Source organism: Sphingomonas sp. LY29 (genome assembly GCF_035593985.1).
Classification (GTDB): domain Bacteria; phylum Pseudomonadota; class Alphaproteobacteria; order Sphingomonadales; family Sphingomonadaceae; genus Sphingomicrobium.
The window spans coordinates 1,959,056-1,973,333 of the sequence record NZ_CP141587.1 but is presented as its reverse complement, the minus strand read 5'-3'; the positions used below and the strand labels follow the sequence as shown (position 1 = coordinate 1,973,333).

13 protein-coding genes are annotated in these 14,278 nt (G+C 64.5%); 3 read left to right on the top strand and 10 right to left on the bottom strand.

Annotated features, from left to right (window positions below; genetic code table 11):
• Positions 1–7: 7 nt before the first annotated feature.
• From SH584_RS09985 to SH584_RS09955, 7 genes are all read right to left on the bottom strand, one after another.
• A complete protein-coding gene (locus tag SH584_RS09985) occupies positions 8–1,750 on the bottom strand; it encodes a DUF1963 domain-containing protein (RefSeq protein WP_324806778.1) in 1,743 nt (580 codons plus the stop codon).
• 112 nt (positions 1,751–1,862) lie between these two features.
• Positions 1,863–3,422 (bottom strand): glutamine-hydrolyzing GMP synthase, encoded by a 1,560-nt coding sequence (gene guaA / locus SH584_RS09980; protein ID WP_324806776.1) that lies wholly within the window; start codon positions 3,420–3,422, stop codon positions 1,863–1,865.
• A gap of 85 nt (positions 3,423–3,507) precedes the next feature.
• Positions 3,508–4,050, bottom strand: a complete 543-nt coding sequence (locus tag SH584_RS09975) for a hypothetical protein (protein WP_324806774.1) — start codon at positions 4,048–4,050, stop codon at positions 3,508–3,510.
• Between the two features lie 162 nt (positions 4,051–4,212).
• Positions 4,213–6,390, bottom strand: coding sequence for a prolyl oligopeptidase family serine peptidase (locus SH584_RS09970; RefSeq protein WP_324806773.1), 2,178 nt, complete (start codon positions 6,388–6,390; stop codon positions 4,213–4,215).
• Between the two features lie 134 nt (positions 6,391–6,524).
• Entirely contained in the window at positions 6,525–7,103 is a 579-nt protein-coding gene (locus SH584_RS09965) for a hypothetical protein (RefSeq protein ID WP_324806772.1), read from the bottom strand.
• 225 nt (positions 7,104–7,328) lie between these two features.
• Positions 7,329–7,745: a 50S ribosomal protein L17 gene (gene rplQ, locus SH584_RS09960; RefSeq protein WP_322841302.1), complete on the bottom strand. Its 417-nt coding sequence runs from the start codon at positions 7,743–7,745 to the stop codon at positions 7,329–7,331.
• 125 nt (positions 7,746–7,870) lie between these two features.
• Positions 7,871–8,614, bottom strand: a complete 744-nt coding sequence (locus SH584_RS09955) for a hypothetical protein (RefSeq protein ID WP_324806771.1) — start codon at positions 8,612–8,614, stop codon at positions 7,871–7,873.
• A 225-nt stretch (positions 8,615–8,839) separates the two neighbouring features.
• Between SH584_RS09955 and SH584_RS09950 the strand changes: the two genes are divergently transcribed.
• Together SH584_RS09950 and SH584_RS09945 are read left to right on the top strand one after the other, a co-directional pair.
• Positions 8,840–10,648, top strand: a complete 1,809-nt coding sequence (locus SH584_RS09950) for an acyltransferase family protein (RefSeq protein ID WP_324806769.1) — start codon at positions 8,840–8,842, stop codon at positions 10,646–10,648.
• Between the two features lie 44 nt (positions 10,649–10,692).
• On the top strand, positions 10,693–11,010 hold the full coding sequence (locus SH584_RS09945; protein ID WP_324806767.1) for a helix-turn-helix transcriptional regulator: 318 nt from the start codon (positions 10,693–10,695) through the stop codon (positions 11,008–11,010).
• Positions 11,011–11,132: 122 nt separating this feature from the next.
• Here the strand turns inward: SH584_RS09945 and SH584_RS09940 are convergent, their stop codons facing one another.
• The 3 genes from SH584_RS09940 to rpsM form a co-directional block, all read right to left on the bottom strand.
• Positions 11,133–12,212, bottom strand: a complete 1,080-nt coding sequence (locus SH584_RS09940; protein ID WP_322841306.1) for a DNA-directed RNA polymerase subunit alpha — start codon at positions 12,210–12,212, stop codon at positions 11,133–11,135.
• A gap of 100 nt (positions 12,213–12,312) precedes the next feature.
• Positions 12,313–12,702 carry a 30S ribosomal protein S11 gene (gene rpsK, locus SH584_RS09935; protein WP_322841307.1) on the bottom strand — a complete coding sequence of 130 codons (390 nt, stop codon included), beginning with the start codon at positions 12,700–12,702 and terminating at the stop codon, positions 12,313–12,315.
• 65 nt (positions 12,703–12,767) lie between these two features.
• Positions 12,768–13,136 carry a 30S ribosomal protein S13 gene (gene rpsM, locus SH584_RS09930; protein ID WP_322841308.1) on the bottom strand — a complete coding sequence of 123 codons (369 nt, stop codon included), beginning with the start codon at positions 13,134–13,136 and terminating at the stop codon, positions 12,768–12,770.
• A gap of 200 nt (positions 13,137–13,336) precedes the next feature.
• Between rpsM and SH584_RS09925 the strand changes: the two genes are divergently transcribed.
• Positions 13,337–14,278 (top strand): bifunctional riboflavin kinase/FAD synthetase, encoded by a 942-nt coding sequence (locus SH584_RS09925; protein ID WP_324806763.1) that lies wholly within the window; start codon positions 13,337–13,339, stop codon positions 14,276–14,278.

Below are 14,278 nucleotides of genomic sequence, written 5' to 3'. Positions count from 1 at the left end.
TACCTTCTCAATATGCTTCGATCGTCAGGACCGTGTTCTCGAACTTCTTGGCGGCGAGGTCTTCGGGAGTGATCCAATATTGGAGCGGCCCCATTTCCCCGACCAGCCAGTCGAGCGCCTGGTCGGGCCCTAGCTGCATCAGCAGGATGTAGCGATCCTTCATCTCGTCGGCTGCGACCTGCACGACCTCGCCTTTGCCTAGCATGTGGTGCTTGCGCGGTGCATGTCGGGTCGCCAGCGCATCGATGACCTCGGCGGGGATCAGCGCCGCACCATCCGGGTCGCTCAATCCGGCCTCGGCACCGTGCACCGCTGCCGACTGAATCCATCGGTTGATCACGCCCGGAACCGACAAGTGGCGATATGGGCGTGCCTTTGACGACGGAATGCCGTGAAGGCGAATGTCGTCAAGGAACGCCAGAACCTTGCCCTTTTCCTCATCGCTCGGGGCGTCATGGTCCTTGTTGTTGAGGTTGATTGCCCCACTGAACGGTTCGAACATCTTGCTGCCGACTGCACCGATCTCGCGCTGCAACGCCTGCAGCCGCACCTTCTCCGGATGGTCGTCGGCAACCTCACCAAGCGCCGTCACTCGCTCGGTAACGTCCCCCGATTCCTCCAGATAATACGATTGCACGAACCGATGCAGAATCCGCAGGGTCTTCCAATTAGCGGGGAAGCTCGCAAACGGAATCCATGCCGCGTCCTTGGGCGCCTCGCTGCTCCACAACAGTTTGTTCTCGGCCGGCGTCGGCCCGAAGAAGCCGTCCTCCTTCTCCTTGCGGACAATGTCCGCCACCTCGAACGCATGGCCCTCGTCGCGCCGCGCGGCGACCTCCTCGTCACTCGGCTCCTCGATCCAGCCGAAATCGATCTCGACCCGGTCGAAGTGGTTGCGCCGCCCGCGCCACGTCTCGTCGATCGGATCGTTGGGCGGCAGCTTGGCGGAGAAAGCTCCTTCGGTTGGTTCCCACGTCTTGGTCACCGGCTTGGCCAGATATCGCGTCACGAAATGGCAGGCATCGGGACCGAAATTGTCCGACAGCGGCGCGAAGAAATAGAGGAAGCCCTTGGCCGGCAAGAGGTCGCGGCCCGGTCCCGGCGGGATGTCCGCGCAATCGACCTGCGCCATGAACGTCAGCCGCTCCAGCAGTCCTTTGCGATCGTGGACCAGCGGCCAGTCGAAATTTTGCGGGACGATCGGCAACCCGCCGAAATAGCTCATGCTGCGCTGCGGATGCCGCGGCGGAAAAACATGCTTGATCGCCAGCCGCGCCTTCGAGGCGCGCTCGATCGACTCCGCGCCCGCCGAGGTCAGTGGCGGCACAGGCCGGTCGACGTGCGACGTCAACTCGGCCTTCAGAGCATCGTCCTGGATCCGCGCCTGTTCCTTGAAAAAATCGGCTGGGCTCGTCGATGCCATCGGCGGAACCGGCGGCTCGGTCGGACTGGCTGGCGTTTCGGCCGAAGCTGCGGGCGTCACCGAATGGCCCATCGCCATTCCCCGCCCCGCCGCGGACGGTATCGCTTCCTGATCGCGCAGCCGATCCGCGTCGAGGCTCCGCTTGCGGCCAAATGCCTGGGGCGCGTCCGCCTCCGCTTCGACGCGCCGCTTGTCGCGCTCCTCGTCGATCGTGGTCCTGACATTCCCCACCTGCCGGAACAGGTTTCGCACGCCCCACCACAAGATCAGTCCAAGGATTGGCACCACGATCGCTGCTGCGATCAATGCCGGCACACGGTCACTCATTTGACGCCCCCCGCCAACTCCCCCGAGCGAACGGCAACCTAGCGTATCGGTTACAAACGCCTAGCGGAAAATGACGCTAGCGATACGCCCCGATCGGACGGGCCGCCACGGATCATTCCCATTCGATCGTGCCGGGCGGCTTCGACGTGTAGTCGTAGACCACGCGGTTGATGCCCTTGACCTCGTTGATGATCCGCGTCGCGCAGCCCGACAGGAAGGCGGCGTCGAACGGGTAGATGTCGGCGGTCATCCCGTCGACGCTGGTGACCGCGCGAAGTCCACACACGCTGTCGTAGGTGCGATAATCGCCCATGACGCCGACCGTGCGCACCGGCAGCAGCACCGCGAAGGCCTGCCAGATCGCATCGTACAGTCCGGCATTGCGGATCTCCTCGAGGTAGATCGCGTCCGCCTTGCGCAGGATGTCGCACCGTTCCTTGGTCACTTCGCCCGGAATGCGGATTGCCAGCCCCGGCCCCGGGAAGGGGTGCCGCCCGACGAACTTCTCGTCGAGGCCAAGCTCCTTGCCCAGCACGCGCACTTCGTCCTTGAACAATTCGCGAAGCGGCTCGACCAGCGCCATGTTCATCCGCTCTGGCAGCCCGCCGACATTGTGGTGGCTCTTGATCGTCACCGACGGCCCGCCGGTGAAGCTAACGCTCTCGATCACGTCGGGATAAAGCGTCCCCTGCGCAAGGAACTCGGCCCCGCCCAGCTTGGCCGCTTCCTCCTCGAACACCGCGATGAACTCGCCGCCGATGAACTTGCGCTTGGCCTCGGGATCGGTGACCCCCGCGAGCCCCGAAAGGAACCGTTCCTCGGCGTCCACCACCACCAGCGGGATGTTGTAATGATCGCGGAACAGCGTCTCGACCTGCTCGCGCTCGTTCATTCGAAGCAGCCCGTGATCGACGAACACGCAGGTCAGCTGGCTGCCGATCGCCTCGTGGATCAGGATCGCCGCGACCGAGCTGTCGACGCCGCCAGACAGGCCGCAGATGACGCGCCCGGCGCCGACCTGTTCGCGAATGTCGCGGATCTTGGCCTCGCGATACGCGCCCATCGACCAGTCGCCGATGACCCCACACACCTTGGTGACGAAGTTCGCGAGCAGCTTGGCGCCGTCGGGCGTGTGCACCACCTCGGGATGGAACTGGGTACCGTAATAGCGCCGCTCCTCGTCGGCGATGACAGCGAACGGCGCGCCGTCACTCACCGCGACGATCTTGAAGCCCGGCGCGAAGTTGGTGACCTTGTCGCCGTGGCTCATCCACACTTGGTGCCGCTCGCCGACCGCCCACAGGCCGTCGAACAACGCGCATGGCTCGGTCACGGTCAGGAACGCGCGGCCGAACTCGCCGCTGTCGCCCGCCTCCACGGTCCCGCCCAGCTGGTGGCTCATGACCTGCTGGCCATAGCAGATGCCAAGGATCGGAACGCCGCTGTCGAACAGCCGCTGCGGCGCGCGCGGGCTGTTTTCCTCAGGGACCCCGGCGGGCGATCCCGACAGGATCACGCCCTTGGGAGACAGTCGCTCGAAGGCCTCCTCGGCGGACTGGAACGGGGCAATCTCGCAATAGACCCCGGCTTCGCGGACACGGCGGGCGATGAGTTGGGTGACCTGGCTGCCGAAGTCGACGATCAGGATGGCATCGGCGGTGGGCAGGCTCATGCGCGTGACGGGCTCCACAAAGAGAATGCGCGCGAGCCCTAAGACCCGCGCGCATCCCTGTCCACCAACGTGGAGGCTTCAGGCGTTAGTAACCGCGATAGTAAGCCGCGCGACGATTGATATCGACGTTGCGGACCCGACCATAGCGGTCGACGGTGCAGTCCCAGCGAAGGTCGGCGCCGGCGCTGTAGCCATAGGTGCCATAGTTGTTGCGACGATAGCCGTCGTAACCGGTGTTACCCGAGCTTGCGACGCCCCAGACCTTCACGCCGCCATTGTTGCGGCCTTCGACCCGGGTGACGCCAAGAACGCGTCCGCCGTAGCCTTGATTCTGGTAACGATAGCCGCCGTAATTGGCATAGCCACCGCCGCGAAGGCGCTGTTCGACCACAGCGGCACACTGGTTGATGCCCTGGCTCTGGTTACCATACTGCTGGTAGCCATAATTGCCGTACGGGTATCGGCCGTAACCCAGCACCTGGTTGACGATCGCGCCAAGCACGCCGCCGCCCTGGTTCTGATAGCCATACTGCGGCTGCGGATAATATTGAGCCGCTGCCGGAGTGGCCACGACCATCGCCGCGGCGAAACCCGCTGCGCCAATCAGAATGTTCTTCTTCGCCGACATCGGCTCTCTCCTTATCGATACGTCCATATCCCGGACGTTTTTTCCGGGTCTGTAACGCTCAATAAGCGATTCAGGCTGCATCGGCCCTGAATTGGCGGTTTGCTGCCGTTCAGACAGGTTAACGGGCCGGCCCCGGCGCAACCGCCGGGACCGGCCTCGTCCTCACTCCATCCCGGTCCACTTCGCCAGGAACGCGTATACGTCGGCGCTTTCCTCGATGATCTTGGTGGTCGGCTTGCCCGATCCATGCCCCGCGCGCGTCTCGATGCGGATCAGGTGCGGCTTGTTGCCGGTCGCCTCGGCCGCCTGAAGCGCAGAGATGTACTTGAAGCTGTGCCCCGGAACGACGCGGTCGTCGGTGTCCGCCGTGGTCACCAGGATCGCCGGATAATCGCGGCCGCCCTTGATGTTGTGATAGGGCGAGTAGGCGTATTGCGCTTTGAAATCGGCTTCCTTGTTCGGGTAGCCGTAATCGTCGACCCAATAGCGCCCGGCGGTGAATTTGTCGAAGCGCAGCATGTCCATGACGCCGACCGCGGGGCTTGCCGCCGCGAACAGGTCGGGACGCTGGTTGACCACCGCGCCGACCAGCAGGCCGCCGTTCGACCCGCCGCTGATCGCCAGCTGGTTCGGCCCCGCGATCCCCTGCGCCTTCAGATATTCGCCCGCGGCAATGAAGTCGTCGAACACGTTCTGCTTGTTGGCGAGGCGGCCGGCGTCGTGCCACGCTTTGCCATATTCGCCCCCACCGCGAAGGTTCGCGAGCGCGAACACGCCGCCCTTTTCCAGCCATGCCAAGCGCGTCGGCGAGAAGCTTGGCGTCAGCGAGACGTTGAACCCGCCATAGCCGTAGAGCAGCGTCGGCGCCGGGCCGCTGGTGCCCGCCTTGCGGACGATGAACATCGGCACGCGCGTGCCGTCCTTCGACGCGTAGAAGCGCTGCTCGACCGTATAGTCGTCGGGATTGAACGCGACCTTGGGCGCCGCCCATTCGCTCGCCTGCCCGCTTTCCACGTCATAGCGATAGATGGTCGTCGGCCGGTTGAAGCTGGTGAAGGCGAAGAAGGTCTCGCGGTCCTTCATGTCGCCGCCGAAGCCCGACGCGGTGCCGATGCCCGGCAGCGCGACCTTGCGGACCAGTTGCCCGTCCATGCCATAGGTGCGCACCTCGGTCTTCGCGTCGACCAGGTAGCTCGCGACGATCCGCCCGCCGACCAGCGACACGCCGTCGAGCGTCGCCTGGTCCTCGGGGATCAGCGTCACCGGCTTCGGGTTCGCCTGCCCGACGTCCATCGCGACCAGCTTCAGCTTCGGCGCCCCGTCGTTGGTGACGAAGTAGAAGCGGTTGCCCTGGTTGCCGGCGTAGGAATAATTGTTGGTGAAGCCCTTCACCAGCGTACGCGGTTTTGAATTGGGCTTGGTCAGGTCGATCAGCGTCACTTCATAACGATCGTCGGTCCCGACCGAGGTCGTCACGACCAGCCACTTGCCGTCCTCGCTGATCGTCGCGCCATGGCCATATTCGGGATGCTCGGGCGTCGCATAGACCAGCCGGTCGGCGCTCTGCGGCGTGCCCAGCTTGTGGAAATAGACGCGCTGGTTGAGGCTGGTCGCCTGGAACGTCTGGCTCGCCTCGGGCTCGGGAAAGCGCGAGTAATAAAAGCCCGAACCGTCCTTCGCCCAATCGACCCCGCCACCGAACTTCAGCCACTTTAGCTCGTCGGTGCGAAGCTGGCCGGTCGTCACGTCGAGCACCTTGACGCTGCGCCAGTCGGTCCCGCCGTCCTGCACGGCATAGGCCAGCAGCTTGCCGTCGTCGCTCGGGGTCCACTCGGCCAGCGCGGTCGCACCGTCGGCCGACCAGCCGTTGGGATCGATCAGCACCCGGCCCTCGCCGTTCACGGTATCGCGCACATACAGCACCGACTGGTTCTGAAGCCCGTTGTTGCGGCTGTAGAAATACCGCCCGCCTTCCTTGCGCGGCACCCCGAAGCGCTCGAAATCATAAAGCTCGGTCATCCGCGCCTTGAACGCGTCGCGCAGCGGCAGGCTCGCCAGATACTGGTTGGTGATCTCATTCTGCCCCGTCACCCACTGGCGGACCTCGGGATCGTTGCGAACGTCGTTCTCGAGCCAGCGATAGGGGTCGGCGACGTTCACTCCGAACTGGGGTTCGACAAGATCGGTGCGGCGCGTCGTCGGATAGGTAATGCGGCTCTCCTGTACGGGTTCGGCGGCGGCGGCCTCGGCGGCGGCCAGTTCGGGCGGCGGCGGCGGCGCAGGCACTGTCGCGCAGGCGGACGTGAGCAGGACGGCAGTCAGCGACAGGGCAATACGCATCGAAAAAGCTCTCCGGAAAGTTCTTATGCGCCAAGGAGTAGCATCGCCCGCGCCATTCGCAATCGCTTACCTCGCACGAAAAAGGGTGCGGGCCATGACGACCCGCACCCTCCTTCATCTGGTCGTGTCCCGGCTTAGTAGCCGCGATACTGCGCCGCCTGGTTGCGGTTCAGGCGAACGTTGCTCACCTGGCCGTTGCGGTTGACCTGGCAGGTGAAGCGGATGTCCGCGACCTGCTGGACCTGCTGGCGCTGGCCGTAATACCCCTGGTTCGGCTGGGCATAGATCTGGCCCGACGTCGCGACGCCGGTGATGCGAAGCCCGCCGTTCCCGCGACGCTCGACATTGGTGATGCCCAGGACGCGACCGCCGGCCTGCTGCGGATAGCCGTTGTTGGCGCCATAGCCGTTCTGGTAACCGTTATAGCCGTTGCCGTACCCGTTGCCGCGATACTGCACGTTCAGGCGTTGCTCGGCCGCCGCGGCGCACTGCGCGACCAGCTGGCGCTCGCCGACCTGCTGATATCCGTAATTGCCCTGCGGATACTGGCCGTAGCCGCCGCCGGTCACCGAATTGATGATCGCGCCGATCACGCCGCCCTGCGGCTGCTGCTGCGGATAGCCGTACGGATACTGCTGCGCCGCCGCGGGCGAAGCCGCCGCCACAAGGGCTGCAAGACCGGCAGCGCCGGTAAGGATCGAGAAAGTCTTCATGGGGTGGCTCCTGAAAAAAGGCCAAGTCAAATATAGTCGTCTTGGTGTGCAACGACCTTGGACCTGATTCGGTGCATTGAAACTGAACTGGAAACGCGCCTCCCGTTCATCTTGCCCGCCACTTCTCCTCCGTGCACGAACACTTGGGCATCCCGAAAACGCATAAAAAAAGGCCCGCGAGCCGAAGCGCGCGGGCCATTTTTTCTTGAGATGAAGTCGAAAAGCTTACGCTTCGACCTCTTCCTCGATCATCACCGGGCCCGAATCCTGGCCCTTGGCGCTGACGTCGCGGTCGACCAGTTCGATGATCGAGATCGCGGCGGCGTCGTTCTTGCGGATGCCGGCCTTGATGATGCGGGTGTAACCACCCTCGCGGCCCGCATAACGCTCGGCCAGCACGTCGAACAGCTTGACCAGCTGCGCGTCGTCCAGAAGCCGCGAATGCGCCAGGCGGCGGTTCGACAGGCCGCCCTTCTTCGCCAGCGTGATCAGCTTCTCGACATAGGGGCGAAGCTCCTTCGCCTTGGCGGTGGTGGTGGTGATCTGCTCGTGCTTGATCAGCGCCGCCGCCATGTTCCGGAACAGCGCGGTCCGGTGGCTCGAGGTCCGCTGAAGCTTACGATGGCCAACGCGATGGCGCATGGATTCATTCCTTTGTTCGTCGGGGGTCCGTATAAGGTAACCCCGGCCACGCAGCACTCATCGGCGGCTGCGCATGACCGTCTCTGTTGGGAGAGCGCGCCTCAAGCCCCAAACGCGCCCGAAAGTCAAGCGTCCGCCGCGGAGTCGGCCCTCACCCAGCCCGGTGGAATCCATTCCCCGTCCTGCTCGCTCCACCCCGCCTCACGCCGCTCGCGCTCGGTCCGCTCGCGCAAGCGCCCCAGCTTTTCGATGATCCGCTCGATCGCCGCCTCATGCTCCTCGGCCGACACCGCCGCCGACGCCTCGCGCTGCGCCGCCGGCTCGACCCCCTTCAGCCGCAGGATTCTCACCGCCTCCGACACGCTCACGCGAGGGCCATCGCTCGGGATCGGCAGCGACGCGGGATCGAAGGTCCGGTCGGCCGCTTCGATCAGATAGGCGTGGAGCCGCGCCTTGCCCGCGTCGATCGCCAGGTCCCACGCGGCGCGGAAGCCCCCATGCTTCAGCCGCCGCGCATAGAGCGCCGCGGTCGACACCCCCGCCGCCATCGCCGCCCGCCGCACGTTGGCGCTCGACGCCAGTTCGGTCAGGAAGCGCCGCTCCCGCGCCACCGACCAGCGCCCCGCGCCCGCCCGCACCATCTTGCCGTCGGGCCGGACGACAAGCGCATCGCTTTCCCCGCCACGCGCAGAGCGAGGCGCCTCCAAGACGTCCGTGCCCACCGCATCACCCTTGCGTCCCGCCAAGGCCGCATCCCAAGCGGCGGCGAAGTCCGGATGCCGCCGGCGTCGGGCGTAGGCAGTCGAAAAGTCCACCCCCGCCCGCTCCGCCGCCAGCCGCACCGTCCCGACCTCGCTTAAAGCTTTCAAGAACACCCGCACCCACCGCGGCTCCCGCATCGCCATCCCCGCCTCTCCTCGATGCGGAGCCGCTTAACCGATTTGGTTCGTGTAGGACAGGCGCCAATCTCTGGCTTCTTGATGCGGCACCGATCATGTCCACCATGTCGGTTTTCCACCCACACGGGTCGGGTGTCTCTTTTTCCTTGTGTTGATCGGGTCGCCAGGCCGTGAGCGCATTGCTAAGGCGCGCTGGTGAAGCGTCCCCACCGTTTAGATATTGATGGCCTGAGAGCCTTGGCCATTCTGCCGGTGGTGTGGTTCCACTCCGGGCTTCCGGGCCTGCCGGGGGGCTTCACCGGCGTCGATACGTTCTTCGTTATCTCCGGCTTCCTGATCTCGTCGATCATTCACCGTGAGGTCGCGAGCGGCACCTTCAGCTTTGCCCGGTTTTACGAGCGGCGGGTTCGTCGCATCGCCCCTGCGCTGCTTGTCGTTCTCGCCGCCACGCTAGGCGTCGGTTATGCCCTTCTCCTGCCGTGGGAGATTATCCAGCTGGGCAAGTCGGCGGTCGCCGCCATCGTCATGATCCCCAACGTCTTCTTCTGGCGAGAGGCGGGTTATTTCGCCCTCGGTGAGCAAGTAACCCCGCTGCTGCATACTTGGTCGCTCGGCGTCGAAGAGCAATTCTACCTGTTCTTCCCGGTCGTTCTGATAGTCGCGGAGCGCCTGAAGGTCATTCGCCCGACCGTCGTGCTCATCGCGGCGATCTCGTTTGCCCTCTGTATCTTCGGCACCGCGACGTCGCCTTCTGCTACGTTCTACCTTCTACCGACCCGTGCGTGGGAATTGATGCTTGGCGCCATGCTGGCGGTCGGCGTGTTCTCGATTCCGCAGCGCTTCGCGGTGCCAGCTTCTGCGATCGGCGTGGCGATGTTGGTCAGCGCCACGCTATTCATCACAAAGGCCAGCGCATTCCCGGGTTGGATTGCAGCCATTCCCGCGGTCGGCGCCTTGCTCGTCATCGCAGCCGGTGAAGGCAACCCGGTCAATCAAGTGATCGGGAACAAGTATTTCGTCTGGGTCGGCAACGTCAGCTATTCGCTTTACCTCTGGCACTGGCCGGTGTTTGCCTTCCTTCGACATTGGCAGGCGGACACGACCTTGTCGGTGCCATTCGCGCTGTTGGGTATCGTGCTATCGTTCGCCCTTGCCGCCGCTTCATATCGGTGGATTGAAACGCCGGTGCGGGACCGTTCAATCCCCTATCGTAGGGTCGCGACCGGCGCGGCGGCGGGCGCCGTTCTCGTTGCGGCGATCGCTTTGCTGCCAGTCCTCACCGCAGGGCTGCCACAGCGTTTCACGCCGCAAGTACTCGCGCTTGCGAACAAGAAGGCTGACTTCGCCCCGCTCGCCATAAGCTGCGTCGATGCGCCTCTCGACCAGATCGATCAGCGATGCGCTATCGGCCCTTCTGGCAAGCCGTCCTTTGTCTTGTGGGGCGACAGCCACGCCGCCGCTTTGTCTGAAGGCGTCGGGCTTGGCCTTGATCGTACCGGCCTCGTCATCTCAACGAACAGCTGCGTCCCGACGTCAGGCTGGACCAATTCCACGATGGTCGGTCGCGATCCCGCAAATTGCCGAGACCGAAACAAAGCGACCCTCAAACGCGTCCTGAACGATCCGACGATCCGAACCGTAATACTCTCTTCCTATTGGGCATCCCATGCACGCAATGGCGGGAACGCGATGTGGACCTCTGTCGGCGATGTGGTCCGCCAGCTTCAGGCGTCCGGCCGGGAAGTCATCGTCCTTGCCGGCATCCCAGAACCCGGGAGGGACGTGCCGTGGGCTGCGGCGATCAATCAGCGCATTGGCCGCCCGCTTCCGACTTGGGCCTGTCCAAGTGCCAAAGTTCCGGTCGATGATGTGACGGTCATCGACCTCTCCAGACGCTTCTGCGCTTATGGTCGCCCACTCGACCTTTTCAACGACGCAAACCATCCAAGCCGCGAGGCAGGCCTAAAGGTGATTGCCCCTGCAATCAGCGAAGTCAGACGTTAGCCGTCGATCAACCGCTCAAGGCGAAAGGATCTTGTCACCGGCTCATGCGCATAGGTGCCGATACGGACTACCGCTCCCTCAGTGCCTTTCAGTTGCCGCCGGGGCAATTTGCCGACGCCGCCGGCATCAGCCGCCCGCAGATGCACTATATCTTGCATGGCAAATCCCGAGTCTCTCCAGCGACCGCCTTGCGGTTCGAGAAGTCGACAGGGGTGGCGGCTGAGCAATGGTTGGGTATCCAGGCCCGACACGAGATTGACATCCTTCGCGACGAGCTCGCGGCCGATTTGTCGCTGATCAAGGCCCATCCGTTTGTCGATGCAACCAGACTGTTCGATGCGTGGGAAGTTGAAGACTTTTAAATGACGTAAGCTAGATAGAGTACACCAAGGGTTGAGAGCGGCTATTGCATGCCGCTTCGACCAAAAGAAAAGGGCCGCCCCTTGCGGGACGGCCCTCAGTCTTTTCATCCGAAGCGTGACGCTTAGCCGAGCAATTCTTGCTCGAGCTTCTTCGCCATCTCTTCGATGTTTTCCGGCGGCCAGCCGGGGATGTCCATGCCGAGGCGCAGGCCCATCGAGGCAAGGACTTCCTTGATCTCGTTGAGGCTCTTGCGGCCGAAGTTCGGCGTGCGGAGCATCTCGGCCTCGGTCTTCTGGACCAGGTCCCCGATGTAGATGATGTTGTCGTTCTTCAGGCAGTTTGCGCTGCGGACCGACAGTTCCAGCTCGTCCACCTTCTTGAGAAGGTAGCGGTTGAGCTGGTTGGTGTCGGCGCTGGTCGCTTCCGGCGTTCCGGCCAGCGGCGAGACGCCACCGGTCAGGCCGGTCGGCGGGGCCGAGCGAACCTGACTGTCGTCGAAGTGGACGAACAGCTGCAGCTGGTCCTGGAGGATGCGCGCGGCATAGCCCAGCGCGTCTTCTGGGGTGACCGTGCCGTCGGTGTCGATCGTCAGCGTCAGCTTGTCATAGTCCAGTTCCTGGCCGACGCGGGTGTTTTCCACCTTGTAGGCGACCTGCTTCACCGGGCTGTACAGGCTGTCGACCGGGATCAGGCCGATCGGCGCATCGGCCGGACGGTTGGCCGCGGCGGGGACGTAGCCCTTTCCGATGTCGGCGGTCAGCTCCATGTTGAGCGTCGCGCCGTCGTCGAGGTGGCACAGCACCAGGTCGGGATTGGTGACTTCGATGTCGCCCGTGGTCGCGATCTGGCCGGCGGTGACTTCGCCCGGGCCCGTGGCGCTGAGCTGCAGGCGCTTGGCGCCCTCGCCTTCCATCTTGAGCGCGATCTGCTTGACGTTGAGGATGATGTCGGTGACGTCCTCGCGAACCCCGGCAAGGCTCGAGAATTCGTGCAGCACGCCCTCGATCTTGATCGAGGTGACCGCGGCGCCCTGCAGCGACGAGAGGAGCACGCGGCGCAGCGAGTTGCCGAGCGTCATGCCGAACCCGCGCTCGAGCGGCTCGGCCACGAACGACGCCTTGCGGCGATGATCGTTGCCCTGCTTGCGCTCCAGCGCGTTGGGCTTCTTCAGTTCCTGCCAATTCTTCGCGTTGACGGCCATATATTTTTCCTCGGCAGCGGGGGCAGCGGCGTCCCGCCACACCCCTAATGTGTAACTTGTCTTGTCCGATCTCGGCCGAAGGATCCCTTCGGCCGGAAGATCAGACGCGGCGGCGCTTGGACGGGCGGACGCCGTTGTGCGGGATCGGGGTCACGTCGCGGATCGAGGTGATCTGGAAACCGACCGACTGCAGCGCACGAAGCGCGCTTTCACGACCCGAACCTGGGCCCTTCACTTCGACCTCGAGGGTGCGAACGCCATGTTCCGCGGCCTTGCGGCCCGCGTCTTCGGCGGCGACCTGCGCGGCGTAGGGAGTCGACTTGCGGCTGCCCTTGAAGCCCATCGTGCCGGCCGAGCTCCACGCGATCGCGTTGCCCTGGGCGTCGGTGATGGTGATCATCGTGTTGTTGAAGCTGGCGTTCACGTGCGCGACGCCGGAAGTGATGTTCTTGCGCTCGCGACGGCGAAGGCGCTGAGGTGCTTGTGCCATATTGGAAATCCTAAAAGCTTAAGGAGTAACGTCTCGCGATCGTCCTCTGGACGACCACTTGGATGTTACTTCTTCTTACCGGCGATCGGCTTGGCCTTGCCCTTGCGGGTGCGCGCATTGGTATGCGTGCGCTGGCCGCGGACAGGCAGGCCCTTACGATGGCGAAGACCGCGATAGCAGGCGAGGTCCATCAACCGCTTGATGTTCATCGCCGTCTGGCGGCGAAGGTCGCCTTCGACGGTGTAGTCGGCATCGATCGCCTCACGGATGTGCAGCACTTCCTGGTCGCTGAGGTCCTGGACGCGGCGCTCGGCGGCGATCGACAGCTTTTCGGTGATTTCCTTGGCTTTGGCCGGGCCAATGCCGTGGATGTAAGTCAGCGCGATCACCACGCGCTTGTTGGTGGGCAGGTTGACGCCCGCAATACGTGCCATGAAAGATATTCTCCTAGCTCCACGGGACGGCGGGCACCCGACTGTCCCATCTCAAAGCGATGAGCCCGGTAACGAAAAAACGGCGCGCGCACAGGTGCACCGCCGGTCAGCCGAAATCGGGATAGGCGCCATCTATGGTCGCGGAGGCGCAGAGTCAAGCGTCTGGACTTGCAACCGATTGCCGTTATCGCAGGCGTGACATGCAGCGCCTGACCCTCGACACGGCCATTCCCGACGCGCTGCGCGGCGCCGTGCTGGCGCTTGGCAATTTCGATGGCTTCCACCTTGGCCACCAAGCCGTCGTCGGCCGCGCGGTCCAGCGCGGCGCGCACGAGCGGCGGCCGGTGATCGTCGCCACGTTCGATCCGCATCCGGTCAGACACTTCCGTCCCGACGCGCCGCCCTTCCGGCTGACGAGTCTGGACCAGCGCGAGCGGCTGTTCGCGGGCGCGGGCGCCGACGCGATGCTGGTGTTCGGCTTCGATGCCGCACTGGCCGCGACGACGGCGGAGGATTTCGTCGGCGAATTGCTGGCGAAGCGGATCGGCGTGTCGGCAGTCGTCACCGGCGAAGACTTTACCTTCGGCGCCAGGCGCGGCGGCAACATCGAGCGGCTTCGCGAATGGGGCGCGGACCTCGGCATCGTCGCGGAGACGGTCGCCCCCGTGCGGCTGGACGGCGAGACGGTGTCGTCGAGCCGGATCCGGCGGGCGCTGAGCGAGGGCGACCCCGCGACCGCGACCCGCCTGCTGACGCGCCCCTTCGCGGTCGAAGGCGTCGTGATTCACGGCGACAAGCGCGGACGCGAGCTCGGCTGGCCGACCGCCAATGTCGAGCTTGGCCCCTACCAGCGCCCGGCCTACGGCATCTACGCAGTGCGCGTCCGCCTCGACGACGGCAGCGAGCATGACGGGGTCGCCAACCTTGGCATCCGCCCGATGTTCGATCCGCCCAAGGAATTGCTGGAAGCCTATCTGTTCGATTTCGACGGTGATCTCTACGGCCGCACGATCGAGGTCGCGCTCCACCATCGAATCCGCGGCGAAGCGTCGTTCGACAGCCTCGACGCCCTGTCGCGCCAGATCGAGGCGGACGCGAGCACCGCGCGACGCTTGCTTGCCGCCCGCGACCCGCTCGCCTAA

Bases quoted from the DNA above. Each gene is read 5' to 3' on its own strand.
- SH584_RS09985 (WP_324806778.1), bottom strand. From the start codon at position 1,750: ATGAGTGACCGTGTGCCGGCATTGATCGCAGCAGCGATCGTGGTGCCA.
- guaA (WP_324806776.1), bottom strand. From the start codon at position 3,422: ATGAGCCTGCCCACCGCCGATGCCATCCTGATCGTCGACTTCGGCAGC.
- SH584_RS09975 (WP_324806774.1), bottom strand. From the start codon at position 4,050: ATGTCGGCGAAGAAGAACATTCTGATTGGCGCAGCGGGTTTCGCCGCG.
- SH584_RS09970 (WP_324806773.1), bottom strand. From the start codon at position 6,390: ATGCGTATTGCCCTGTCGCTGACTGCCGTCCTGCTCACGTCCGCCTGC.
- SH584_RS09965 (WP_324806772.1), bottom strand. From the start codon at position 7,103: ATGAAGACTTTCTCGATCCTTACCGGCGCTGCCGGTCTTGCAGCCCTT.
- rplQ (WP_322841302.1), bottom strand. From the start codon at position 7,745: ATGCGCCATCGCGTTGGCCATCGTAAGCTTCAGCGGACCTCGAGCCAC.
- SH584_RS09945 (WP_324806767.1), top strand. From the start codon at position 10,693: ATGCGCATAGGTGCCGATACGGACTACCGCTCCCTCAGTGCCTTTCAG.
- SH584_RS09940 (WP_322841306.1), bottom strand. From the start codon at position 12,212: ATGGCCGTCAACGCGAAGAATTGGCAGGAACTGAAGAAGCCCAACGCG.
- rpsK (WP_322841307.1), bottom strand. From the start codon at position 12,702: ATGGCACAAGCACCTCAGCGCCTTCGCCGTCGCGAGCGCAAGAACATC.
- rpsM (WP_322841308.1), bottom strand. From the start codon at position 13,136: ATGGCACGTATTGCGGGCGTCAACCTGCCCACCAACAAGCGCGTGGTG.
- SH584_RS09925 (WP_324806763.1), top strand. From the start codon at position 13,337: ATGCAGCGCCTGACCCTCGACACGGCCATTCCCGACGCGCTGCGCGGC.